Below are 22644 nucleotides of genomic sequence, written 5' to 3' on the forward strand. Positions count from 1 at the left end.
AGGATATCCCAAGTGAAATTCCACATGATCAGCGGCGGACCGAAGCCGGTCGCGCCCTTCAGCCACGCCGTCGAGACCGACGGCTTTGTCTTCGTCACCGGCCAGATGCCGGACACGCCGCAGTCGCCGGGCGTGCTGCCCGACGGCATCGTGGCGCAGACGCGAGCAGTGATGGAGAACCTGAAAGTGGTTTTGGCCGGCATCGATCTCGGCCTCGAGCACGTCGTGATGACGCGGATCTACCTCACGCGTTTCAAGGAAGACTACGCCGCGATGAACGAGACCTACCGCACCTACTTCGCGCCCGACCGGCTGCCGGCCCGCACCTGCGTCGGCGTCACCGGGCTTGCCTTTGACGCGCTGATCGAGATCGACCTGGTGTGCCGGCGGCCGTGAGGCATGTGTGCTTTGTAGGGTGGGTTAGCCGAGCGGCTGCGCGAAGCGCTGGTCGGCTGGCGTAACCCACCACTTCTGCTTCTGCGGAGATAGACAGTGGTGGGTTACGCTGCGCTAACCCACCCTGCGACCCCACAATCCGCTCAGGCGAAAAGATTCCACTTTACCGAAATTCGGCTTTGGCGTATTCGTGCGCCACCTCATCCCGGTCAGAGGGGCGTATCGCGATCGTCACGACACGCGGGGTGAGCTGCGGTGGACGTTAGTCACATCGGCGCGAGGGCATCGCAGGGCGGGCAACCGTGAGCGAAGGCCGTCGCGCACACGACCGGTGTGATCTGCGTACGGCAAAACCGTGTCGTCCTGGCGCCCGGGGTCTGTGCGCCAAGTCTTGCGGTGATGCGGCGGCCCGACCGGGCGCGCACATCAGCGATCCGCAAGGCGACGGGGGCAATAGTGCATCGCTCCCCGGGGAGAACGCGGCATAAGCCGTCAAACCACTGCGCAGGGAAGGCCGGTTGCTATGGCTTCACCTGTATGCCGCTGTGCAGATTTTCGTAGCCACCTTTCGCACAGTGGACCTCGGGTGCCAGTCGGCACCCGGTCTTCCCTGCGCCCTTTGAGAGGAGGGTGACGAGATGAGGCAAAAGCTCGGGCGAGATGAGCCGCGAGGATACGAAGGTGTGTCTGCAAGGTCGTAGGATGGGTACAGCACTTGCGAAACCCATCATGCTTCGGCGCGCGCAGAAAAAGCTTTGATGGGTTTCGCTTCGCTCTACCCATCCTACGAATACTCCGTCATTGCGAGCGCAGCGAAGCAATCCGGACTGCCGCCGCGGAAAGATTCTGCTTCGCTGCGCTCGCAATGACGACGCTAAGAGAGTCGAGCCCCAATTCTGCTCTCGTGCCCCGGACGCTGCGCAGCACGAAGTGACGCGCTGCAGAGCCGGGGCCCATGCCACAGCGTACGGTGCGGCTTCCTGGGTCCCGGCTTTGCGCCGCAACGTTTCACGTTGCAGCGCGTCCGGGACACGAGAGCGAGCAGCAAGCACCAAGCACCGTTGCCGAACGCTCCCTCCATTTCGCCTCAAATTGCAACCCGCGCGTGCAAGAAGTCTTGATCGGCTGTGATCTAGGGGTGATCGCCAGCCTTGAACGCGCCAAAGCCCGTCAGCGACCAACTCATAGAGTGCATAAGGATCAGTGGAACGTGATCGGCCTTCCCCCTTGTAAAGCACCAAAATGGTGCTTTAGTGCTTTCCATGAGCCAGTCGCCCCGAAACGCGCCGTCCGCGCTGCGTTACAGGCTTGCCCCTGACCCGGCCGCCAAGGCCGCCATGGAGGCGACATTCCAGGCCTATGACCGCATGATGGAGATCCTGGACGAGGTTGCGCGGACCCATAACGTGGGTTCCAACGTGGTCCTGCTCCACGCCCATGCCTATGAGCCGATCCGGAAAGCAACCGCACTGCCGTCGCGGCTGGTGACGCTGGGTCTGCGCGACCGCGCCGACTATCGCGCCGCGCAAGGGCGCCGCCTGCCGCTCGACGACAAGCTCGCCAAGATCAAGGGGCCCGCCACCATTTCGATTGCGACCGTGCAAGGGCGCTTCAGCGTGCCCTTCGACTACGCCGGTTATGCCGAGGGCTGGGGGCAGAGCGCGCCCGCACACCTGATCCGCACCGACGACGGCTTTGAAGTTCACTACGGCGTCACGCCGAACAGTCTGCCAGAGGAGGAGAATGCCATGGATACCATCGCTGCCGCCCCCGACAATTTCCTGTCCCGGGTCGGGCGCCTGATCGCCGGGATCGCCTATGACGCGATCGAGCAGGCGGAAGGCAAGAACAAGCTGAAAGTGGTCGGCCAGGCCATCCGCGAGATCGAGCGCGCCGAAGCTGAGGCCCGCGACGCGCTCGCGGCGGCGCGCGCCGAGGAATACCGCCTCAACGCGCGGCGCACCGAGATCGAGCGCGAGATGACCGATCTCACGGCCAAGATCGAGGGCGTGATCGCGGACGGGCGTGATGATCTCGCGCGCGCCGGCATCGCGCGCCAGATGGATCTCGAGGCGCAGTTCGAGGTGCTCTCCCGCGCCATCGACGAGAACAACGAGAAGATCGAACAGTGCGTGACGTCGCTGCGCGCCGTGCTGTCGGCCTTGCAGGATGCCGAGCAGCGTCGCGCGGATCTCGAAAAGAGCGAGGCCCACGCAAGCCACCAGGCCGCGACGTCGCCCCGGAAGCCCGGTGGTGCCTCGGCTGCGGCGAAGGCGCTGCGTGCGGGCAGGGCGGTGGCGCGCGCCACCGGCGTGCCGGCTGCCATCCCGTTTTCAAGCGACATCGACGAGCTCAGCACGTTGCATCGCGACAAGGAGATTGCAGCGAGGCTGGCGCGGTTGAAGTCGCGCTCCTGAGTAATGTGTCATGAGCGCACTGCTCGAACACGTCATGGCGCCCGAGGTCAGGCCGTTCGCGATCGCGGCGGCCATGATCGTCATCGTCGGCTCGCTCGAGGTCGTCACGATGCTGGTCGGGGCCTCGTTGAGCGAGATGCTCGGCACCAGCATCGATTTCAGTCACCCCAGCGACAACGGCGTGCTCAACGCCATTTCCTGGATCAATGTCGGTGGCGTGCCGCTGCTGATCTTCCTGCTGCTGGCGCTCGGCGCGTTCTCGATCACCGGCTTCCTGATCCAGGACGTCGCGCGGATGGTCGCCGGTCCCATGCCGGCGACGGTCGCCTCGATCGGGGCCGTCGCCGTCTCGGTTCCGCTGGTCCGCGCCGCCAGCCGCGGCATCGCGCGGGTCATTCCCAAGGACGAAAGCTATGTCGTCGGTCTCGGCGACCTCGTCGGCCGCGTCGGCGAGGTCGTCATCGGTCCGCTCGACCAGGGGCCGCCGGGCCGTGTCAGCGTCGCCGACGTCCACGGCAACAGGCACTTCGTCTGGGCGGTCGCAGCGCCCGCATCTGGACCACTGGAGCAGGGAACCATGGTCCTGCTTGTGGATCGCGCCGGCACCCGCTTCGTCGCGGTCAAGGCCGACGATGAACTCAAGCCGTCCAAGCCGACTCTAAGCACTTAGCCAGCCAAGCTCATTAGCGGAGAAAGTCATGTTCGACATCGCAGTCCCGGCCATGATCGGCGTCGCGCTGATCGTCGTCCTGGGGATCGTCTTCACCATCCTCTACAAGCGCGCCACGCGCGACGAGGCCTTCGTGCGCACCGGCCTCGGCGGCAAGAAGGTCGTGCTCGACGGCGGCGCGATGATCCTGCCGATCTTCCACTCCTATGCCAGCGTCAATCTGAAGACGTTGCGGCTCACCGTCGAGCGCAAGGAGCGGGAATCCCTGATCACCAAGGACCGCCTGCGCGTCGACATCGTGGCCGAGTTCTACGTGCGCGTCCGTCCCGACGACGAGAGTATTGCGCTCGCCAGCCAGACGCTGGGCGCGCTGACCAATGACGCCGAAGCCCTGCGTAACCAGGTCGAGGCAAAATTCGTCGACGGCCTGCGTTCGGTGGCGGCCACCATGTCCATCCTCGAACTGCAGGAAAAGCGCAGCGATTTCGTCAAACACGTGCAGGCGACCGTGGAGTCGGACGTAAAATCGAACGGTCTCGAGCTTGAATCGGTGTCGCTGACCAAGCTCGACCAGACGGATGTGAAGTTCTTCAACCCTGAAAATTTCTTCGACGCCGAAGGTCTCACCCAGCTCAAGACCATCACCGAAACCCGCCGGCGCGACCGCAACGCCATCGTGCGAGACAACGAGGTGGCGATCGCCCAGAAGGACCTCGAGGCGCGCCAGCAGACGCTGACCATCGAACGCACCAAGAAGGAAGCCGAGCTCTCCCAGGAGCGCGACATCGCCAACAAGACCGCGAGCACCCGTGCGGAAGTCGCGACGGCGACGCAGACCGCGCGCCTGACCGAGGAGAACGCCCGCATCGACACCGACCGGGCGGTCGCCGAGAAGGAGGCCGGCGCCAAGCAGGTCAAGGAGACCGCCGTGATCGAGTCGGATCTGGCGATCAACAAGCGCAAGACCGACGCGCAGCGCGAGATCCAGATCGCGACCCAGGAGAACGAGATCCAGATCGCGGCCAAGAGCAAGCAGACCTCGGAAGCCGTCGCCGAGGCCAAGACGGCCGAGGCGATCGCCGTCTCCGCGGAGGAAAAGGTCGTGACCGCGCGTGCCGTCGAGGTCGCCGATCGTGCCCGTCTCACCCAGGTGCTTGCCGCGCGCACCGAGGCCGAGCGCAAGTCGACCGAGGTGATCGTGGCGGCCGAAGCCGAGAAGAGAGCCGCGCTCGATCGCGCCGAGGCCACCAAGACGCTGGCGATGGCGGAGGCCGAGTCCAACAAGATCAAGGCGGTCGGCGTCCGGAACATCGGCGAGGCGGAAGCTGCCGTCATCACCATGAAGAACGAGGCGCAGAACAAGCTCGGCAGCAACGTCATCGACTTCGAGATCGCCAAGAAGCGGATCGAGATCATGCCGTCGGCCCTCGCCGAGATGGTCAAGCCGATCGCCAACCTGAAGGACGTCCGCATCCTGCACACCGGCGGCGCATTCGGCGGCAACGGCGCCGGCGGAGGCAATGTCGGCTTCGGCGAAGGGCTCGCGGGCGAGCTGCTCAAGGTGCACGCGCTGCGTCCGATGATCGACGAGATCCTGCGCCAGAGCGGCTTTGCGCCGGGCGATGATCCCGTGCAGGCGCTGGTCGGCGCCGTGACGGGCAAGAGCAACGGTGCCGCTGTGCCGGCGCACGCGCCGGAGAAAACGAACGCCGCCGATCTATGAACGCCCGTTCATTGCTGCTGAGAATTCGAATCGATAAGAAATCCCCGTGCGCGCCTCGCGTCGCGCACGGCTCCGGAGTGCTGATCGAGGCGTGTTGAACCTTTCGATCACGCTCCGGACGAACCGTTGGAGGCAACGCCATTGGTTGCCGCGGCGCCTGCGCCGATCGACGTCAGGCGCTTAAAGCCTGTTTCGATCGGGGGAATTTCACATGAAGTATTTTCTGGCTGCACTGGTCGCGATCGGTCTTTCGATCGCCGCCACACCGTCGTTCGCGGCGGACGCCCGCAACGTCACCGTCGTCAACGAGACCGGCTATGCCATCAAATTCCTGGGCTTCAACGCGCCGGACGATGGCCTGGACGAATGGGACAACGAGCTCGACAAGGTTTTGCAGAACCAGGCGAGCACCTATGTCGAGTTCGACGATGACGACGAGGGATGTGTCTGGAACATCCGCGTCGACTGGCAGAACTACGACGAGTCGGTGCTCTGGAAGAACGTCAACCTCTGCAAGTTCACCGCGCTGCGGCTGCGCTACGACTCCGGCACCAAGACCACGTCCTTCGTCGCCGAATAGTTTTCCGCCCGACATGGCCGGAGGAGGGGCCGTCCGGCCCTTCCTCAGGCGCGTTGCGGAAGACGACGAATTCGTCCTTTGCAAGCGCAACCGGCTTTGTTATACGCAGCCGCGCGCGAACGAACGGTTCGCCTTTTCCTCGGTAGCTCAGCGGTAGAGCATCCGACTGTTAATCGGATGGTCGCTGGTTCGAATCCAGCCCGGGGAGCCAAATTCCGCCGTAATCTCAGAAGCTTGCAGTCGCGCCTTGATGTGGTGCGCGATGTCGCTCGGGCCATCTCTCAGCACGGTGCTTGCCCGAATCCGACGCAGAATCGTGTTCAAACAAACGTGTCCCGACCGCTGCTTCGCCACCGTGCGGCTTGGCACCAAATCGACTTAATTCAAATCAAGCTTGGCAGGGCCGGACTCTTACGGAGCTGATTCCCATGCCCCACATCCAGATCGACCGTGCCCACCTGGCTCCCTCGATTCTGCCGGCCGACATTCCCGAGCTCAGCGACGACGAATGCATCGCCTGCCTGGCGCGCGCGGTCGAGACGCCCGATTCGGCGCGGCTGGACGAGGTCGCCGCCCTGATCGGCCGCCTCGCGGTGACGATCGAATAGTCCATCGCCCCCTGATGCGGCGAGTTGCGGAGGCGTTGGCCGGCGGAGGCCAACGGCCATGTTGCGTTTTCGCCGGGCATGTTCCAAAGATGCCGGCAACTTTCGTCCGCGGCATCGTCCGCATTTCAGGGTCCGCAAATGTCCGGTTTCTCGACCGCGCGCCTCAAAATGGTCGATGGCCAGGTGCGCACCAACGACGTCACTGATCGCCGTGTCCTCGACGCCATGCTTACGGTTCCGCGCGAGGCCTTCGTGCCGGCGAGCCGCCAGGCCTTGGCCTATCTCGACCTCGACCTCGATGTGAGCGAGGGCGGCGGCAAGCGGTTCCTGATCAAGCCGCAGCTGACCGGTAAGCTGCTCCAGGCCGCCGAGATCGGCGAGGGTGACAACGTGCTGGTGGTCGGCTGCGCCACGGGCTACCTCGCGGCACTGGCCGCCAAGCTGGCGAGTCGGGTTACCGCGACGGAATGCGATTCGGCCCTGGTTACGAAAGCCAAGGACGCCTTCGCCGCCCTCGGGCTTACCAATGTCACTTGCAAGGCCGCTTCCTGCACCGAGGGTGACCCCTCTGCCGCACCGTATGATGTCATTATCCTCAATGGCGCTGTCGAGGTGACGCCGGAAGGGCTGCTCGGGCAGCTTAGGGAAGGCGGGCGTCTGGTGGGGGTATCTGCCGAATCCCGGCCGCCGCGGGCCGTGATCGTGACCCATACCCACGGCGAATTCGGCCATCGGGCGCTGTTCGATGCCGCCGCCCCGGTCCTCCCAGGGCTGGAACGGGCCGCCGCCTTCGTCTTCTGACGCTCCAAAGCCCGTTAAAATCCCGTTCTGAATCAGAAGTGTGGCCGGGATGCTGCACGTGAAGAGTTTCCACCGAGAACTACCTTGAGGTAGTTCCGTCGCGCCAATCCGCGTCCTATGTTGCGACGGGGCAACGACTCCACTCGGTAGACGGTAACCCAGCTCGCGGGCACGAGCCGGACGTTAGAATGAACGGAATTTTTGGGATGCATGGGGTGAAGCTCTTCACCGGAGCTGCGGTTTCGGTCTTGGTGCTGGCGCTTGCCGGGCCGACGCCTGCCTTGGCGGACACGATCGAGGCCGCCTTGGTGCGCGCCTATCAGAACAATCCGCAGCTCAACGCACAGCGCGCCCAGGTGCGCTCGACTGACGAAAACGTACCGCAGGCCTTGTCAGGCTATCGTCCCAAGGTCGCGCTGACGGCGAGCACCGGGTATCAATATCAGGACATCCAGCAGGTGCAGAGGGGCCCGGGAATCCATGAACCCAACCCCCTTCAGCCCAACGCCGCCAGCCTGACCGTCTCCCAGACGCTCTATAACGGCAACATCACCGCCAACAAGACGCGCAACGCGGAAGCCCAGGTCTCCGGCTCCCGCGAAGCGCTGCGCGTGCTCGAGCAGTCCGTTCTGCTGCAGGCTGCCAGCGCCTACATGGACTACCTGCGTGATGCGGCAACGCTCGAAGTTCAGCGCAGCAACGTGCGCGTGCTCGAACAGACGCTCAAGCAGACGCGCGATCGCTTCAATGTCGGCGAGGTTACCCGCACCGACGTGGCACAATCCGAAGCGCAACTGGCTGCGGGCAGGACGCAAGCCCTGACCGCTGAATCGAATCTCACGACGACGCGCGCGAACTTCCGCCGGATCATCGGCAACGAGCCGACAAACCTTGCCCCGGGCTCGCCGGTCGACCGCTTCCTTCCCGGGACGATCGCCTCCGCGGTCAATCTCGGTTTGGTCGAGAACCCCAACGTCACGGCTGCTATGTACGGCATCGACGTCAACTATCTCCAGGTCAAGATCAACGAAGGCGCGCTGCTGCCGACCGTCACGATTCAGGCGGGCATCACCCAGCAGTACCAACAGACCCTGACGGTGTTCCGAACGACGACCGCTTCCGCCATCGCGACGGCTTCCGTGCCGATCTATCAGGGCGGCATTGAATATTCGCTCATCCGCCAATCGAAAGAGAACCTGGCGCAGCAACGCCTGAATCTTGAGACCACCCGCGATCAGACCCGCGCCAACATTGTGCAGGCCTGGGGCCAGCTGGAAGCCGGCAAGGCGCAGGTGCAGTCCGCGCAGGCGCAGGTCACGGCCTCCGAAATCGCGCTGAACGGCGTGCGCGAGGAAGCCAAGGCCGGCCAGCGCACCACGCTCGACGTGCTCAACGCGCAGCAGGCGCTGGTGAACGCACGCGTTGCGCTCGTCACTGCGCAGCATGACCGCGTGGTGGCGTCCTATTCGGTGCTCAACGCGGTCGGCCGTCTCGCGCCGCAGGTGCTCGGTCTCAACACAACTGTCTACGATCCGAGCGTTCACTACCAGCAGGTCCGCGACAGCTGGGCCGGCGTGCGCACGCCTGACGGGCGCTGATTCCCATAAGTGTCCGGTCGGCCTCGCAAACAGCCGGGGCCGATCGGTGCTTTGCTTGCAATCATCAAAATCCCTGACATAGCCTTGCCAAGAAGATGCGGGTCGATTCGCCCCCGCACCTGATGTCGTGTGCGTAAAGCTTGAGTGCCGAGGGCAGGGGCGCACCGCCGCACGTTGAGCCGTGATCTGGGGACAAGTCGGCCTGCCGCGACGAAAATGTCGGGGCGTCCGTTGCGGAACCGGCCAATCCTGCCGTGCTTGGTGTAAAACAACGCATGCGAGGGCGTTGATGATGTGGAGTCGGAGATGACGCAGCCTGCAAAGGTCACAGAACCCTCGATGGAGGAGATTCTGGCCTCGATCCGGCGCATCATTGCCGACGACGAGGCCAAGCCGCCGCCGGCAGACATCGCGAAGCCCGAGAAAGCCGCGGCGCCGGCAGCGCCGCCGAAGCCGATGAACGACATTCCGCCATCCAAGGTCGCACCCGCCAAGCCCGCTGCCGAGAAGCCCGCCCCGCCGCCGGCCGCAAAGCCGGCGCCGCCCCCGCCGCCTGCACCTGCCGCGGATGTCGGGCCAAACAGCCAGGACGATATCGACGCGCTGCTGGCGGGGCTCGACACAGCCACGTCAGCGCCCGAGGTCCGCGCTCCGGAACCTGAGCCGGAGCCCGAGCCCGACGTGCTCGAATTGACCGACGACATGGCGATGGACCCGGAGCCGACGCCGCCTCCGCCGCCGCCGAGCTTTCGCAAGGTCGAGCCGCGCGACGATCTCGAATTCGCCGAATCGCCCCCACCACGCCCGTCGCCGCCGCCGTCCTACGCGTCGGTGGATTTCGATGCGCCGCCGCTGCCGCCGCAGCAGCCGATCCTGGCGCAATCGACGGTCTCGGCGGTCGAATCCGCCTTCAACTCGCTGGCTCATACGGTGCTCAGCAGCAACGCGCGGACGCTGGAGGACCTGGTCAAGGAGATGCTGCGCCCGATGCTGAAGTCGTGGCTCGACGACAACCTGCCGGGCCTGGTTGAACGCATCGTGAAGGCCGAAATCGAGCGGGTCTCGCGCGGCGGCAGGTAACGCAGGCCGCGGAGCCCTCATAAAGCCCCGCTTGTACGTCACATTTGGCCTCTCGACCGGGCCGGGAAGCCGTTTTGCCGCCAGGCTCTCCGTTGACCTTTTCGTTGACTTGCCCCCCGCGCGCGGCTTTCTAGCAGCCCCATGATCGAGAAAAATTACCAGCCCGCCGATATCGAAGCCCGTATGTCCGTGGTGTGGGAGGACAGCCTTGCCTTCAAGGCCGGCCGCCCCGACCGCCGCGACGCAGTGCCCTTTACCATCGTGATCCCGCCACCGAACGTGACGGGCTCGCTGCATATGGGCCACGCCCTCAACAACACGCTCCAGGACATCCTGTGCCGGTTCGAGCGCATGCGCGGCCGCGACGTGCTGTGGCAGCCCGGCACCGACCATGCCGGCATCGCCACCCAGATGGTGGTCGAGCGGCAGCTGATGGAGCGCCAGCAGCCTGGCCGCCGCGAGATGGGCCGCGAGAAGTTCCTGGAGCGGGTCTGGCAGTGGAAGGCCGAGAGCGGCGACACCATCATCAACCAGCTCAAGCGCCTCGGCGCGTCCTGCGACTGGTCGCGCGAACGCTTCACCATGGACGAGGGCCTGTCCAAGGCCGTCATCAAAGTGTTCGTCGAGCTGCACCGCGACGGCCTGATCTACAAGGACAAGCGGCTGGTGAACTGGGACACCAAGCTCCTGACCGCGATCTCCGATCTCGAAGTGCAGCAGACCGAGGTCAAGGGCAGCCTCTGGTATCTTCGCTATCCGATCGAGGGCAAGATCTTCAGCCCCGAGGATCCCTCGAGCTTCATCGTCGTCGCCACGACGCGCCCGGAGACCATGCTCGGCGACACCGGCGTCGCCGTGCATCCCGATGACGAGCGCTATCAGAAGCTGGTCGGCAAGCACGTCATCCTGCCTCTGGTCGGCCGCAAGATCGAGATCGTCGCGGACGACTATTCCGATCCGGAGAAGGGCTCCGGCGCGGTGAAGGTGACGCCGGCGCACGACTTCAACGACTTCGAGGTCGGCAATCGCCACGGCCTGCGCCGGATCAGCGTGCTCGACAAGGAAGGTTGCCTCGATCTCCTCGACAACGAGGACTACCTGCGCGACCTGCCGGAAGGCGCCGCGCAATTCGCCGAGGAGTTCAACAAGGTTGACCGCTTCGTTGCGCGCAAGCGCATCGTCGAGCGGCTGGAATCGTTCGGCTTCGTCGAGCGGATCGAGCCGCACACCCACATGGTGCCGCACGGCGATCGCTCCAACAGCGTGATCGAGCCGTACCTGACCGACCAGTGGTATGTCGACGCCAAGACACTCGCAAAGCCCGCGATCGCGGCGGTGCGTTCGGGCGAAACCAGCTTCGTGCCGAAGAACTGGGAAAAGACCTATTTCGAGTGGATGGAGAACATCCAGCCCTGGTGCATCTCGCGCCAGCTCTGGTGGGGCCACCAGATTCCGGCCTGGTACGGGCCGGACGGCAAGGTGTTCGTCGCCGAGACCGAGGAGGAGGCGATCAGCCACGCGCTCGGCTACTACGTCGAGCAGGAGGTCATCACGGCCGAGCAAGGCCGCGAGATGGCGCTCGACCGCAACAAGCGCGAGGGCTTCATCACTCGCGATGAGGACGTGCTCGATACCTGGTTCTCCTCGGCGCTGTGGCCGTTCTCGACGCTGGGCTGGCCCGAAGACGCACCCGAGGTGCAGCGCTACTACCCGACCAACGCGCTGGTGACCGGCTTCGACATCATCTTCTTCTGGGTCGCCCGCATGATGATGATGGGCCTGCACTTCATGAAGGAAGTGCCGTTCTCGACGATCTACATCCACGCCCTCGTCCGCGACGAGAAGGGCGCCAAGATGTCGAAGTCGAAGGGCAACGTCATCGATCCGCTCCACCTGATCGACGAATACGGTGCGGACGCGCTGCGCTTCACGCTGGCCGCGATGGCGGCGCAAGGACGCGACATCAAGCTCGCCACCAGCCGCGTCGAGGGCTACCGCAATTTCGCGACCAAGCTCTGGAATGCGTCCCGCTTTGCCGAGATGAACCACTGCGCCGTGCCCGAAGGCTTCGAGCCGGCGAAGGCGAAGGAGACGCTGAATCGCTGGATCGCGCATGAGAGCGCACACACCACGCGCGAGGTGACCGAGGCGATCGAGGCCTATCGCTTCAACGATGCCGCCGGCGCGATCTACCGCTTCGTCTGGAACGTCTATTGCGACTGGTATGTCGAGCTCGCAAAGCCCGTGTTGCTTGGCCCGGACAGCCCCGCCAAGGACGAGACCCGCGCCATGGTCGCCTGGGCACGTGACGAGATCCTGAAGCTGCTGCACCCCTTCATGCCCTTCATCACCGAAGAGCTGTGGGAGGTGACGGCGAAGCGCGACGGCCTGCTGGCGCTGGCCGCGTGGCCGCTGAAGCCGGCCGAGCCGACGCCGGAGCAACTGGCGATGTTCGCCGCAGCCGCAGGTCCCACCGATCCGTTGATCTCGCCGGCCCTGATCGTGCCGATCTTCGACCATGCCGACTTCACCGATCCCAAGGCTGAAGCCGAGATCGGCTGGGTGATCGACCTCGTCACGCAGATCCGCTCGGTGCGCGCCGAGATGAACATCCCGCCGGCGACGCTGACCGCGCTGGTGCTCGCCGGCGCGTCGACCGAGACCAGGGAGCGCGCGCCGCGCTGGAGCGACGTCATCAAGCGTATGGCGCGGCTGTCGGACATCTCCTTCGCCGACCGCGCGCCTGACGGCGCCGTCCAGCTCCTGGTGCGCGGCGAGGTGGCCGCGCTGCCGCTCAAGGGCGTGATCGACGTTGCCGCCGAACGCACCCGTCTCGACAAGGAGATCGGCAAGGCCGACGCCGACATCAAGCGCGCCGAGTCCAAGCTGGCGAACGAGAAATTCGTCGCCAACGCGGCCGAGGAGGTCGTCGAGGAGGAGCGCGAAAAGCGCGAGGCGGCGCTGGCCCGCAAGGCCAAGCTGCTGGAGGCGCTGGAGCGGCTGAAGCAGGCGTCGTAGCCTCGCTGTCATTCCGGGGCGGCTCGAAGAGCCGAACCCGGAATCTCGAGATTCCGGGCTCGCGTCTTCGACGCGCCCCGGAATGACAACTACTTCGGAAACGGCTTGCTCAGAAACTTCGAGCCCTTGACGCCATAGCGCCAGGGCAGCTCGAGAGCCTTGGTGATGCCGATCCGGATGCCTGTCGCCACCTCCAAATCCTCCGTCCGCGCATGCAGCGCGATCGGCGGCCGGTCCAGCGGCAGGGCATTGTGCGCGATGGTGATGCCGAGCGCCTCCGTCAGCTTGCCCGGGCCCGAGCACAGCGCGTGCACGTCCTGGAGATGACGGCGGCGGCGCATTGCGGCGATGCCGTGCGTCGGCTCCAGCGCGCGGATCAGCACCGCCGCGGCCGAGCCTTCCGCCTCGCAGACGAAGTTCACGCACCAGTGGATGCCGTACGAGCGGTAGACATAGGCAAAGCCGGGCGGGCCGAACATGACATGGTTCCGCGGCGTCGGGCCGTTGTAGGAGTGCGCCGCCGGCTCGGTATGATGATAGGCCTCAACCTCGACGATGGGGCCGCCGACGCCATCGACCAGCATGGTGGCGCCGATCAGGTCGTGGGCGACCTCGCGGACGCTGCGGCCAAAAAAGGCGCGCTTCAGGGGCTTGCCGAGCCGCGGGGGAGAAGTCTTCGAGGTTGGAGCCATTCGAGGTGAGAATCGTCTGAGAACAGAGCAGGATATTGCCCATATCTGCCATGTTCCCTGAAGCGGTGCGAGCCGGGTTGCGATGCCGGGCAAGACCGACTAGGTAGGACCTGAACAGACCGGACACCTCATGGTCGTTATTGTCGATACCATCTCGAACCCGCTGCGCCCGCGCCACCCCGAAAAGGTGAATCGCCCCGATTCCGCTTCGCCGCCGAAGCCGGACTGGATCCGCGTGCGCGCGCCCAACACCCGCGGCTATGCCGACACCCGCAACATCGTGAGGGCGAACGGCCTGCACACGGTGTGCGAGGAGGCGGGCTGCCCGAATATCGGCGAGTGCTGGGACAAGAAGCACGCGACCTTCATGATCATGGGTGACACCTGCACCCGTGCCTGCGCCTTCTGCAACGTCAAGACCGGCCTGCCCAACGCGCTGGATGCGGCCGAGCCGCAGAACGTCGCCGAGGCTGTGGCCAAGCTGGGCCTCGCCCACGTCGTCATCACCTCGGTCGACCGCGACGACCTCGCCGATGGCGGCGCCGAGCATTTCGCCCAGACCATCCGCGCCATCCGCGCCGCATGCCCCTCGACCACGATCGAGATCCTGACGCCTGACTTCCTGCGCAAGGAAGGCGCGCTGGAGGTCGTCGTCGCGGCGAGGCCCGACGTCTTCAACCACAATCTCGAGACCGTGCCGTCGCGCTATCTCACGGTACGCCCCGGCGCGCGCTACTTCCATTCGATCCGGCTGTTGCAGCGGGTCAAGGAGCTCGATGCGTCCATCTTCACCAAGTCCGGCATCATGGTGGGCCTGGGTGAAGAGCGCCACGAGGTGCAGCAGGTGATGGACGATCTGCGCTCGGCCGATGTCGACTTCCTGACCATCGGGCAATATCTCCAGCCGACCCGTAAGCATCACGCGGTGATGCGCTACGTGCCGCCGGACGAGTTTTCGTCCTATGAAAAGGTCGCTTACACCAAGGGCTTCCTGATGGTGTCGGCGAGTCCGCTCACCCGCTCGTCGCATCATGCCGGCGAGGATTTCGCGAGACTGAAGGCTGCGCGGGCAGCTCACGCCAGCTGACGTATCATGCATCGAGTTTCGAGCAAGCACCGCGTCAACCACAGTGCGTCCGAGATGTTTGATCTGGTCGCCGATGTCGAGCGCTACCCGGAGTTCGTGCCGCTGTGCAGCGCGCTGAAGGTCCGCCAGCGCATGGCGAAGCCCGACGGCACCGAGGTGCTGGTCGCCGACATGACGGTGTCGTTCAAGCTGGTCAAGGAATCCTTCACCAGCCGCGTGACGCTCGACCGTGCCAACCTGAAAATCCTCGTCGAATATCTGCAAGGCCCGTTCCGTAATCTGGAAAACCGCTGGACGTTCGAGCCCAAGGGCGAGGGCGTCTGCGACGTCGGGTTCTTCCTCGCCTACGAGTTCAAGAGCCGCATGCTGGCGATGCTGATGGGCTCGATGTTCGACGCCGCGTTCGCGCGGTTTTCCACCGCGTTCGAGAAACGCGCGGATGCGATCTACGGCCGGCCGAAGCTGGCGTCGACGTAAGGCGTAGCCTCTCCGCCGTCATTGCGAGGAGCTATTGCGACGAAGCAATCCAGAGCCTTTCCGCGGAGGGATTCTGGATTGCTTCGCCACGCTCGCAATGACAGCGGGGCTCAATCAACGGCCTTCACGATATCCGGCGGCTGCGAGGCATAATACGCCGCGGCCTGCTCGATCTCCTGTGGCGTCATCGCGCGGGCGATGTTGCGCATCTGCTGGCTGATGTCGTTGCGCCGCTCGCCTGAGGCGAAGGCCTGCAGCTGCGCCTTCATATAGGCCTCGGATTGCCCCTCCAGCCACGGGCTGCCGGTCTTGTTGTCGAGGCTGCCATGGCAGGCGCCGCACGGCGCGATGCCGCGGATCGGCGCGCCGTAGATGACGATGTTGGGTTTCGGCAGAAGCGGCGTCGGATGATAGGCTGGTAGCCGCGGCAGATAGGCGTAGTAGTTCGCGAGGTCGGCGATCTCCTGGTCGGTCAGGTTGACGGCAAACGGCGACATCACGGCATTGGTGCGCGCGCCTGAGCGGAAATCGTGCAGCTCCTTGTAGATCACGGCCGCATACTGACCGGCGAGGTTGGGCGAGTCCGCGCGGCTGATGCCGGTCGGGCCATGGCAGATCGCGCAGCGCTGCGCGAGCGTGGCGCCGCGGCCAATCGCCTCCTGGCTCGGACGCGACAGCGTGTGCGAGGTGAGCACGACCTCCGACAGACGCATGCTCTGCTCGGGCGCCGTCACGCTTGCCGCGCGCCGCGGCACACCGGCGGCGCTACAGATCGCATCCCAGACATTGGCGAACTGCACCCAGGGCTGCGCGAAGGGCAGCACGATGAAGCCTGCGATCGCCGTCACGACGAGGATCGCGGCGGTGATGCCAACGCCAATCTTGAAATGGCCGTTACGGAAGGTGAAGAGGTCGCGCGTGCTCATCACTGCGCTCCCACATAGACGGCCGGCACCGACGTGCCCTCGGTCAGTGCCAGCGTCAGGATCGGATAGCCGTAATTGGTGATGGTCAGGGCGATCATCAGCGCCACCCACAGCGCATGGGTGTTGAGCGCGACCGGCACCGTCGCCGGCTGATGCACCGCCAGCGCGAAGCGATAGGGGCCGGCATCAGCCTGAGGCGCACGCATCCCTCGGGCCAGAATGACCAGGAATATGATGCCCGAGGTCAGCAGGATGAAACCGCCAATCGCGGAGAATGTGACGGAGAGCGCCTGCGGCGCGATCGCGGGATCGCCGAAGTCGAAATAGGCCATGCGGCGCGGCATGCCCAGGATGCCGACCCAGTGCCAGGGGAATGTCGTGACGATCATGCCGACGAACCACAGCCAGAGCTGGGTGCGGATCAGGCGAAGGTCGGTCAGCTCGCGCCCGGTGAGATGCGGCCACAGATCATAGGCGATCGCGAAATACATGATCACGATGGCGCCGCCGAAGATCAGGTGGAAATGGCCGGTGATCCACTGCGTGTTGTGGATCGACGCGTCGAGCTGATAGCTCATGTTGATGAGGCCGCCGGCGCCGCCGAAGCCGAGCATGACGAACGAGAACGCGAGCGCCAGCATCATCGGATTGTCCCATGGCAGCGCCCGAATCCAGCCAAACAGGCCGCGGCCGCCGCGCAGGCGCGCGGCGATCTCGACCGAGGCGCAGATCGTGAACACGGTCAGCAGCGTCGGCAGTGCGACCAGTGCGGTGAAGGCCGAATGGATGAACTTGAAGCCGGCGCCGACCTGCGGATCGGCGAAGGTGTGGTGCATGCCGATCGGCATCGCCACCACCAGGAACAGGATGAAGGAGATCCGCGCCATGCTGTCGGAATAGACCCGGCCGCCGATCGCGCGCGGCACGATGGTGTAATAGGCGATGTAGGTCGGCATCAGCCAGAAATAGACGATGGCGTGCAGCGTCCAGGAGAAGAACACGCGGGCAAGACCGGCGTCGATCGTCGCCTTCAGCCCCGCCGCGACCGGAATGATCTGGAGCAACAGCTCGAGCGCGGCACCGACCGCGGTCCACGCCCACAGATAGGAGCCGGCGACATTGGCGAACATCGCGAGCGGCACCGGCGCGCCGGGATGGGCTTTTCGCCAGACGCGCAGATTGACCGACATCAGCGCGACCCAAATCCATGAGCCGACCACGACCAGCACGACACCGAGGTAGTAGAAGACGTTGCCGATCAGCGGCGGATAGAAGGTGTAGAGCACCGAGGCGCGCCCGAGCGCGATCGGGATCACGGCCATGATGCTGCCGGCAACGATCAGCCAGAAGCCGGCCCAGGCCCAGCGCACGCCGACCAGGCGCTGCTCCAGCGCGGACTCGCTGATGGCGTAGCCAAAACCCATCGCGACCAGGGTCGGGAACACGTAGCCCATCACCGTGCCGTGCGCCGTCAGAGAGCGGTAGTAGAGCTCGGGGTTGGAGAGCCAGGTGCCGATCGGGCTGCGGATGAACATCTGCCAGGCGCCGAGCGTCAGCGCGACGCCGAACAGCGCAAATGCAAACCAGAAATGGGCGAGGATGAGCTTCCTATTGGCCAACACAGCTCAGCCTCCCGCCGCCCTTCGCGCGATCGGCGAAGTCGGTCTTGTCGATCACCTCGACCTTGCCCCACATGCCCTCGTGGCCGAAGGAGCAAAACTCCTGGCAGGGCATCAGATAGTCGCCGGTCCTGGTAAAGCGCATCAGCTGCTCGGAGATGTAGCCCGGCACCAGCATGGTGTTGACATTGGTGCCCTGGATCAGGATGCCGTGCACGACGTCGGCGCTGGTGGCGCGGAGCGTGATCGGCGTGTCCACGGGCACCACGATGCAGGCCGGCGTGAAGGAATATTGCTGGCCGATCGCGCGCACCGTGACGTTGCCGTTGGCCTCCAGCACGCTGCCGAGATTGCTCTCGACGAATTCACCGGAAAGATGAATCCGCGAGGGATCGGTGGTCTCGACACGCGGTTGCGGCATGGTCGCGCGATGGATGCCGGCGAACGCCGCCAGCACCGCCATACCAACGATGATGATCACGGCGATGGTCGCCCAGCGCCGCTCGACGCGGGCCGCGACCTCGGCGCTGCCATGGGTGTCCTCTGCGCTCATTGCAGCGATCCGCGCGGCAGGAAGACGAACAGATAGAAGGCGAGCCAAATCGCGACCACGCAGGCCGTGGCGATACCGGCGAGCACGATCGCGCCGGACGGGCCTTGCGCGACGACCTCCTCGACAGCCTGGTCGGCGGCGGCTGGGCTGGTCGGCGGATCGGAATTGATCATGATGGATCTCTGGCGTCCTCAGTTCAGCGGTGCGGAGCGCAGCTCGTTGGCCTCGCGGGCCGAGACCGGCGTGCCGCGATTGCCCCAGGCGGTGCGGATGTAGGAGACGACGGCGGCGACCTCATTGTCGGAGAGCAGGCCCGCGAACGGCGGCATGCCGTATGGCATCGGATTGCCCTTGGTGCCCGGCGGATAGCCGCCGTTGAGCACCATGCGGATCGGGTTGACCGCCGACTGCATCTCGATCGACTGGTTGTTGGCGAGCGGCGGCCAGTGCGGCGGCTTGCCTTCGCCCTGCGTGCCATGACAGCTCGCGCAGTTCTTGTCATAGACGGTCTTGCCGAGGCTGATCAGCAGGCTGCTCTCGGTGGTCGGCAGCGCCGAGCTCGCCGGCGGCGGCGGGGAGGGCTCCGAGATGCCCTTGAGGTACACCGCCATCGCCTTGGTGTCCTCGTCGCTCAGATATTGCAGGCTGTTGTGCACGACTTCGGCCATCGGGCCGTAGACGACACCGCGCGCCGAAACGCCGGTCTGGAGCAGGTCGGTGATGTCCTTGATGCTCCAGTCGCCGAGGCCCGCCTCGCGGTTGGACGTGAGCGAGGGCGCGTACCAGTTCTGCATCGGGATCAGGCCGCCCTTGAAGGCGTCCGATTGCGAGGTGCCGCCGAGCGCGTTGATCGGTGAGTGACACATGCCGCAATGGCCGAGGCCCTCGACCAGATAGGCGCCGCGGTTCCACTCGGCAGATTTCGTCGGGTCCGGCTTGAACTCGCCCTCGCTGAAGAACAGCGTGCGCCAGCCGAGGATGAGCTGACGGTTGTCATAGGGAAAGCGCAGCTCGTGCGGCCTGTTCCTCTGGCTGACCGGCGGGATCGAGCGCAGGTAGGCGAAAATCGCGTCGCTGTCGGCGCGCGTCACCTTGGTGTAGGAGGCGAACGGCATCGCCGGATAGATCAGCCCGCCATCCGGAAAGCGGCCATTGTGCATCGTCCTGTAGAAATCGTCGGCGCTCCATTTGCCGATCCCGGTCTCCGGATCGGGCGTGATGTTGGAGGTGTAGAGCGTGCCGAACGGCGTCGGCATGGCGCGGCCGCCGGCGAACAGGCGGCCTTCCGGTGCGGTGTGGCAGGCGGTGCAATCGCCGGCGCGGGCGAGATATTCGCCGCGCGCGATGATATCGCCGGTCTTGTCTTTGTCCTGCGCCTGCGTGGCCGTCGTGAACGCGGCGAGAGCGAGGAGCGTGATCGACAGTCTTGAGCCCATCATCCGCCTCGTCAGTTGGGCTGGCTGCCGCAGCCAAAAGGCAGCGCGTAGGTGCCTTTCGGCACGGGAGCCGGGTTCGCGGGCGCCGGCCGCGTCGCGAGCCAGGCTGCAACGGCGGTGACGTCGGCCTCGGTCAAATGGCCGGCGACGAGCTGCATGCAGTCGGGCGATTTCGCCGTGCGGTTGCCGTAGCGCCAGGCGCCGAGTTGGGCGCTGATGTAAGGCGCGCGCAAGCCGAGCAGTCCGGGGATGCCGGGCTGCATGCCCGTGAGTCCGGGACCATGGCAGCTCACACAGGCCGGAATGTTGCGGCCCGCATCGCCGCTGGTCGCAAGCTGCTCGCCCTGCGCCAGCACGTCCTTGCCGACCTCGCTCGGCGCCGGTTGCGGCAGCGGCGGGTGCTCGGTGGCAAAATACTCCGCCATCGCCTCCAGATACGGATCCGGCAGGAATTCCAGCAGATAGTTCATCGGCGGATATTTGCGCCGGCCGCTGCGGAAGGCGAGGAGCTGGTTGTAGAGATAACCGGCGGGCTTGCCGGCGAGGCGCGGGAAATAGACGTCGCTGGTGCCTTCGCCCTTGTTGCCGTGACAGGGCGTGCAGGCCTCGACCCGCGCCGCCATCGTATCCGGCGGCTGGTTGGCCGTTTGTGCGGCTGCGCCGTCAAGGGCGGCCAAGATGGCAATGGCCAGAGCAGTGGTGCGAGCGAACAATTCGTCGCCCTCCAGAAGGCTGGGCCGGTTGATTCCGGACCACAACATAGAGCGGCATTATTGCGCCAATATGGTCGCGCGCAAGTTCGGATGGGGACGATGACGTTTGGTCGCGCTCTTGCACTGCATATAACGATCGGATTCGACAAGATTTGCGTGCTTTTTGAAAAGCAAGCGCGGCATCTCAGTCTCGCCGCGCGTCTTGCCCGAGCCTTGTTTCGTGCTTCCATTGACCTCGACACAAAACACAGCTGGGTTCAGAAGGCGGAAGATCGCTACGCTGAAGCTAACGGATGTTGAGTGGCCTACAGGGATTGACCGTGGACCACATTACTCTGACGATCTTCAAGGAAATCGCGGACACCGATCTGGCGACATGCGGGACTTCTGCTGCGGCGTCCCGGGTATCGCTTCGCTCACCCGGGCGACGGGACTCACCCCCGCGGTGACCGCAGCGGCCTGCGCTTCGCCGCATGCCGGCGCGGCGACCGCGTCACACGGGGGCGCAAGCGGCTCGCGGCGGCGCGTTGTGGCTTGGCCGTGACTTGCGGGCCGCGGGCGAGATCCATCAGCATGCGCAGCGCCTCGACGACGGAGCGCTGGCGGACCGCGGTACGGCCGATCGCGCCGAAACGGTGCTCGCGGTGGATGATGCGGCCGTCGCGTGCGGCGGCGGCGAAGTGCACGAGGCCGACCGGCTTGCCGGGCGTGGCGCCGCCAGGGCCGGCGATGCCGGTGATGGCGACCGCGAGGTCGACACCGGCACGCTCCAGCGCGCCGATCGCCATCGCGGTTGCGGTCTCCTTGCTGACGGCACCGAAATTGGCGAGCGTACCTGCTTCAACGCCGAGCATCGCGCGCTTGGCGTCGTTGGAATAGGTGACGAAGCCGCGGTCGATCACGTCGGAGGAGCCGGGGATGTCGGTCAGCGCGCCGGCAACGAGCCCGCCGGTGCAGGACTCCGCCGTGGCGATCGTCAGCTTGCGCATCCGGCACAAATCGAGCAGCGAGCGGGAGAGGGCGCGTGCGTCGCTGCCGGCCATGGCCTAGACGCTCCAGGTCTTCTCGTTAAACGGCAGGCGGATGGTGGCGCTCGCGGTGGCCGCGATGCCTTCCTCGCGGCCGGTGAAGCCGAGCCGCTCGCTGGTCGTCGCCTTCACCGCGACGCGCGAGATGTCGACGCCGGAGATCTCGGCGATGCGCGCGCGCATGGTGTCGCGCAGGGGGCCGATCTTTGGCCGCTCGCAGATCATCGTCACCTCGAGATTGGCAACGCGGCCGCCGCGCTGGGCGACGCGTTCGATGGCGTATTTCAGGAACTGGTCGGAGGAGGCGCCCTTCCACTTCGCATCGCTCGGCGGGAAGTGCGAGCCGATGTCGCCGTCGGCCAGCGCGCCGAGGATGGCATCCACCAGCGCATGCAGGCCGACATCGCCGTCGGAATGCGCGAGAAAACCCTTGCTGTGCGGCACGCGGACACCGCAGATCATGACGTGGTCGCCTTCGCCGAAGGCATGGACGTCGTAGCCCGTGCCGGTCCTGATATCGCCGAGCTGGGCGGCCAGGCGCGCTTCCTCGCGCACGAAGTCTTCGGGAGTGGTGAGCTTCATGTTGGCAACATCGCCTTCAAAGGTTGCAACCGTCAATCCCGCCCATTCGGCAATCGCGGCATCATCGGTGAAATCGCTGCGTCCGTCCTTCGCCGCGCGACGATGCGCCTCGAGGATGACGTCGAAACGAAAGGATTGCGGCGTCTGTGCGATCCGCAGGCGGGCCCGATCCGGCGTGTCCTCGACGTTGCCGCTCGCGCCGGTGAGCTTGATGGTGTCGGTGACGGGAACGACGGGGATCGCGGCGCCGGTGCGGCTCGCCGCATCGATCGCGCGCGAGATCACGCCTTCCGAGACGAAGGGACGCGCGGCGTCGTGGATCAGGACGATGTCGGGCTGGTGCTTTGCGAGCGCTTCGAGACCGGCAAGCACCGAGGCCTGGCGCGTGGCGCCGCCATTGGCCGGCGGCTCGTGCTTCAATCCTGCGACCGCTGCCGTGAACATGGCGCTGTCGTCGGGGTTGACCACGGGCTGCACTGCAAACACGTCGGGGTGGCGGCTGAAGGCTTCCATGGCGCGATAGATCACGGGCTGGCCGCCGATCTCGCGATATTGCTTCGGCCCGCCGGCGCCGGCGCGCAGGCCGCGACCTGCCGCGACAAGAACGACTGCGGTGCGCTGTGATTTCGCCATAGGACTC

General features: G+C 65.4%; 22 protein-coding genes and 1 tRNA gene. 14 read left to right on the forward strand and 9 right to left on the reverse strand.

Features of this window, described 5'->3' with window-relative positions; all coding sequences use genetic code 11:
- Positions 1-12: 12 nt before the first annotated feature.
- The 11 genes from ACE10W_RS19705 to ACE10W_RS19755 all read left to right on the forward strand — a co-directional run bounded on the left by ACE10W_RS19705 (position 13) and on the right by ACE10W_RS19755 (position 12891).
- On the forward strand, positions 13-396 hold the full coding sequence (locus ACE10W_RS19705) for a RidA family protein (RefSeq protein ID WP_271557527.1): 384 nt from the start codon (positions 13-15) through the stop codon (positions 394-396).
- Positions 397-1649: 1253 nt separating this feature from the next.
- A complete protein-coding gene (locus ACE10W_RS19710; RefSeq protein ID WP_271557529.1) occupies positions 1650-2813 on the forward strand; it encodes a PspA/IM30 family protein in 1164 nt (387 codons plus the stop codon).
- Between the two features lie 10 nt (positions 2814-2823).
- Complete coding sequence (locus ACE10W_RS19715; RefSeq protein WP_011087241.1) at positions 2824-3483, forward strand: OB-fold-containig protein; 660 nt, start codon at positions 2824-2826, stop codon at positions 3481-3483.
- 28 nt (positions 3484-3511) lie between these two features.
- Positions 3512-5206: a flotillin family protein gene (locus ACE10W_RS19720; protein ID WP_271557531.1), complete on the forward strand. Its 1695-nt coding sequence runs from the start codon at positions 3512-3514 to the stop codon at positions 5204-5206.
- Positions 5207-5417: 211 nt separating this feature from the next.
- Positions 5418-5786 carry a hypothetical protein gene (locus ACE10W_RS19725; protein WP_060912259.1) on the forward strand — a complete coding sequence of 123 codons (369 nt, stop codon included), beginning with the start codon at positions 5418-5420 and terminating at the stop codon, positions 5784-5786.
- Positions 5787-5922: 136 nt separating this feature from the next.
- Positions 5923-5997 (forward strand) — tRNA-Asn (locus ACE10W_RS19730).
- A 217-nt stretch (positions 5998-6214) separates the two neighbouring features.
- Positions 6215-6394: a hypothetical protein gene (locus ACE10W_RS19735; RefSeq protein WP_011087243.1), complete on the forward strand. Its 180-nt coding sequence runs from the start codon at positions 6215-6217 to the stop codon at positions 6392-6394.
- Between the two features lie 138 nt (positions 6395-6532).
- The gene (locus ACE10W_RS19740) at positions 6533-7195 is read left to right on the forward strand and encodes a protein-L-isoaspartate O-methyltransferase (RefSeq protein WP_271557535.1); all 663 of its coding nucleotides are present in this window, start codon (positions 6533-6535) and stop codon (positions 7193-7195) included.
- A gap of 206 nt (positions 7196-7401) precedes the next feature.
- Complete coding sequence (locus ACE10W_RS19745; RefSeq protein ID WP_271557927.1) at positions 7402-8793, forward strand: TolC family outer membrane protein; 1392 nt, start codon at positions 7402-7404, stop codon at positions 8791-8793.
- Positions 8794-9099: 306 nt separating this feature from the next.
- Positions 9100-9873 carry a PopZ family protein gene (locus ACE10W_RS19750; protein WP_271557537.1) on the forward strand — a complete coding sequence of 258 codons (774 nt, stop codon included), beginning with the start codon at positions 9100-9102 and terminating at the stop codon, positions 9871-9873.
- Positions 9874-10014: 141 nt separating this feature from the next.
- A complete protein-coding gene (locus tag ACE10W_RS19755; protein WP_271557540.1) occupies positions 10015-12891 on the forward strand; it encodes a valine--tRNA ligase in 2877 nt (958 codons plus the stop codon).
- 89 nt (positions 12892-12980) lie between these two features.
- Here the strand turns inward: ACE10W_RS19755 and ACE10W_RS19760 are convergent, their stop codons facing one another.
- Positions 12981-13583 carry a DNA-3-methyladenine glycosylase gene (locus ACE10W_RS19760; protein ID WP_271557541.1) on the reverse strand — a complete coding sequence of 201 codons (603 nt, stop codon included), beginning with the start codon at positions 13581-13583 and terminating at the stop codon, positions 12981-12983.
- A 130-nt stretch (positions 13584-13713) separates the two neighbouring features.
- Between ACE10W_RS19760 and lipA the strand changes: the two genes are divergently transcribed.
- Together lipA and ACE10W_RS19770 are read left to right on the forward strand one after the other, a co-directional pair.
- Positions 13714-14670 (forward strand): lipoyl synthase, encoded by a 957-nt coding sequence (gene lipA / locus ACE10W_RS19765; RefSeq protein WP_060912256.1) that lies wholly within the window; start codon positions 13714-13716, stop codon positions 14668-14670.
- Between the two features lie 6 nt (positions 14671-14676).
- Complete coding sequence (locus tag ACE10W_RS19770) at positions 14677-15147, forward strand: type II toxin-antitoxin system RatA family toxin (RefSeq protein WP_027542754.1); 471 nt, start codon at positions 14677-14679, stop codon at positions 15145-15147.
- A gap of 110 nt (positions 15148-15257) precedes the next feature.
- Here ACE10W_RS19770 and ACE10W_RS19775 read toward each other — a convergent pair whose 3' ends face one another.
- From ACE10W_RS19775 to ACE10W_RS19800, 6 genes are read right to left on the reverse strand one after another with little or no spacing between them, the layout of a single operon-like run.
- Positions 15258-16073 carry a c-type cytochrome gene (locus ACE10W_RS19775; RefSeq protein ID WP_028174071.1) on the reverse strand — a complete coding sequence of 272 codons (816 nt, stop codon included), beginning with the start codon at positions 16071-16073 and terminating at the stop codon, positions 15258-15260.
- Complete coding sequence (locus tag ACE10W_RS19780; protein ID WP_271557544.1) at positions 16073-17695, reverse strand: b(o/a)3-type cytochrome-c oxidase subunit 1; 1623 nt, start codon at positions 17693-17695, stop codon at positions 16073-16075. Before ACE10W_RS19780 ends, ACE10W_RS19775 begins: the two co-directional genes overlap by 1 nt.
- Positions 17682-18245 carry a cytochrome C oxidase subunit II gene (locus tag ACE10W_RS19785; protein ID WP_271557546.1) on the reverse strand — a complete coding sequence of 188 codons (564 nt, stop codon included), beginning with the start codon at positions 18243-18245 and terminating at the stop codon, positions 17682-17684. Before ACE10W_RS19785 ends, ACE10W_RS19780 begins: the two co-directional genes overlap by 14 nt.
- Positions 18242-18418 (reverse strand): hypothetical protein, encoded by a 177-nt coding sequence (locus ACE10W_RS19790; protein ID WP_271557548.1) that lies wholly within the window; start codon positions 18416-18418, stop codon positions 18242-18244. Before ACE10W_RS19790 ends, ACE10W_RS19785 begins: the two co-directional genes overlap by 4 nt.
- Before the next feature lie 18 nt (positions 18419-18436).
- The gene (locus ACE10W_RS19795) at positions 18437-19681 is read right to left on the reverse strand and encodes a cytochrome c (RefSeq protein WP_161534963.1); all 1245 of its coding nucleotides are present in this window, start codon (positions 19679-19681) and stop codon (positions 18437-18439) included.
- An 11-nt stretch (positions 19682-19692) separates the two neighbouring features.
- Positions 19693-20304, reverse strand: coding sequence for a c-type cytochrome (locus ACE10W_RS19800; RefSeq protein ID WP_271557928.1), 612 nt, complete (start codon positions 20302-20304; stop codon positions 19693-19695).
- Between the two features lie 189 nt (positions 20305-20493).
- Here ACE10W_RS19800 and ACE10W_RS19805 point away from each other — a divergent pair, with 189 nt between their 5' ends.
- Positions 20494-20694 (forward strand): hypothetical protein, encoded by a 201-nt coding sequence (locus tag ACE10W_RS19805; RefSeq protein ID WP_129557617.1) that lies wholly within the window; start codon positions 20494-20496, stop codon positions 20692-20694.
- 134 nt (positions 20695-20828) lie between these two features.
- Here the strand turns inward: ACE10W_RS19805 and ACE10W_RS19810 are convergent, their stop codons facing one another.
- Together ACE10W_RS19810 and ACE10W_RS19815 are read right to left on the reverse strand one after the other, a co-directional pair.
- On the reverse strand, positions 20829-21437 hold the full coding sequence (locus tag ACE10W_RS19810; RefSeq protein WP_271557551.1) for a CinA family protein: 609 nt from the start codon (positions 21435-21437) through the stop codon (positions 20829-20831).
- A 3-nt stretch (positions 21438-21440) separates the two neighbouring features.
- The gene (locus ACE10W_RS19815; protein WP_271557552.1) at positions 21441-22637 is read right to left on the reverse strand and encodes a bifunctional 2-C-methyl-D-erythritol 4-phosphate cytidylyltransferase/2-C-methyl-D-erythritol 2,4-cyclodiphosphate synthase; all 1197 of its coding nucleotides are present in this window, start codon (positions 22635-22637) and stop codon (positions 21441-21443) included.
- Between the last annotated feature and the right edge of the window lie 7 nt (positions 22638-22644).

It is taken from the genome of Bradyrhizobium sp. B025 (assembly GCF_042257955.1).
In the GTDB taxonomy this organism is placed as follows: Bacteria; Pseudomonadota; Alphaproteobacteria; order Rhizobiales; family Xanthobacteraceae; genus Bradyrhizobium; species Bradyrhizobium diazoefficiens.

What these genes read in the sequence shown, in the direction of transcription:
- ACE10W_RS19775 (WP_028174071.1), bottom strand. Translation starts at nt 16,073, where the DNA reads ATGAGCACGCGCGACCTCTTCACCTTCCGTAACGGCCATTTCAAGATT.
- ACE10W_RS19740 (WP_271557535.1), top strand. Translation starts at nt 6,533, where the DNA reads ATGTCCGGTTTCTCGACCGCGCGCCTCAAAATGGTCGATGGCCAGGTG.
- ACE10W_RS19735 (WP_011087243.1), top strand. Translation starts at nt 6,215, where the DNA reads ATGCCCCACATCCAGATCGACCGTGCCCACCTGGCTCCCTCGATTCTG.
- ACE10W_RS19720 (WP_271557531.1), top strand. Translation starts at nt 3,512, where the DNA reads ATGTTCGACATCGCAGTCCCGGCCATGATCGGCGTCGCGCTGATCGTC.
- lipA (WP_060912256.1), top strand. Translation starts at nt 13,714, where the DNA reads ATGGTCGTTATTGTCGATACCATCTCGAACCCGCTGCGCCCGCGCCAC.
- ACE10W_RS19785 (WP_271557546.1), bottom strand. Translation starts at nt 18,245, where the DNA reads ATGAGCGCAGAGGACACCCATGGCAGCGCCGAGGTCGCGGCCCGCGTC.
- ACE10W_RS19795 (WP_161534963.1), bottom strand. Translation starts at nt 19,681, where the DNA reads ATGGGCTCAAGACTGTCGATCACGCTCCTCGCTCTCGCCGCGTTCACG.
- ACE10W_RS19815 (WP_271557552.1), bottom strand. Translation starts at nt 22,637, where the DNA reads ATGGCGAAATCACAGCGCACCGCAGTCGTTCTTGTCGCGGCAGGTCGC.
- ACE10W_RS19800 (WP_271557928.1), bottom strand. Translation starts at nt 20,304, where the DNA reads ATGGCGGCGCGGGTCGAGGCCTGCACGCCCTGTCACGGCAACAAGGGC.
- ACE10W_RS19715 (WP_011087241.1), top strand. Translation starts at nt 2,824, where the DNA reads ATGAGCGCACTGCTCGAACACGTCATGGCGCCCGAGGTCAGGCCGTTC.
- ACE10W_RS19810 (WP_271557551.1), bottom strand. Translation starts at nt 21,437, where the DNA reads ATGGCCGGCAGCGACGCACGCGCCCTCTCCCGCTCGCTGCTCGATTTG.
- ACE10W_RS19725 (WP_060912259.1), top strand. Translation starts at nt 5,418, where the DNA reads ATGAAGTATTTTCTGGCTGCACTGGTCGCGATCGGTCTTTCGATCGCC.
- ACE10W_RS19790 (WP_271557548.1), bottom strand. Translation starts at nt 18,418, where the DNA reads ATGATCAATTCCGATCCGCCGACCAGCCCAGCCGCCGCCGACCAGGCT.
- ACE10W_RS19760 (WP_271557541.1), bottom strand. Translation starts at nt 13,583, where the DNA reads ATGGCTCCAACCTCGAAGACTTCTCCCCCGCGGCTCGGCAAGCCCCTG.
- ACE10W_RS19770 (WP_027542754.1), top strand. Translation starts at nt 14,677, where the DNA reads ATGCATCGAGTTTCGAGCAAGCACCGCGTCAACCACAGTGCGTCCGAG.
- ACE10W_RS19750 (WP_271557537.1), top strand. Translation starts at nt 9,100, where the DNA reads ATGACGCAGCCTGCAAAGGTCACAGAACCCTCGATGGAGGAGATTCTG.
- ACE10W_RS19805 (WP_129557617.1), top strand. Translation starts at nt 20,494, where the DNA reads ATGACGTTTGGTCGCGCTCTTGCACTGCATATAACGATCGGATTCGAC.
- ACE10W_RS19745 (WP_271557927.1), top strand. Translation starts at nt 7,402, where the DNA reads ATGCATGGGGTGAAGCTCTTCACCGGAGCTGCGGTTTCGGTCTTGGTG.
- ACE10W_RS19755 (WP_271557540.1), top strand. Translation starts at nt 10,015, where the DNA reads ATGATCGAGAAAAATTACCAGCCCGCCGATATCGAAGCCCGTATGTCC.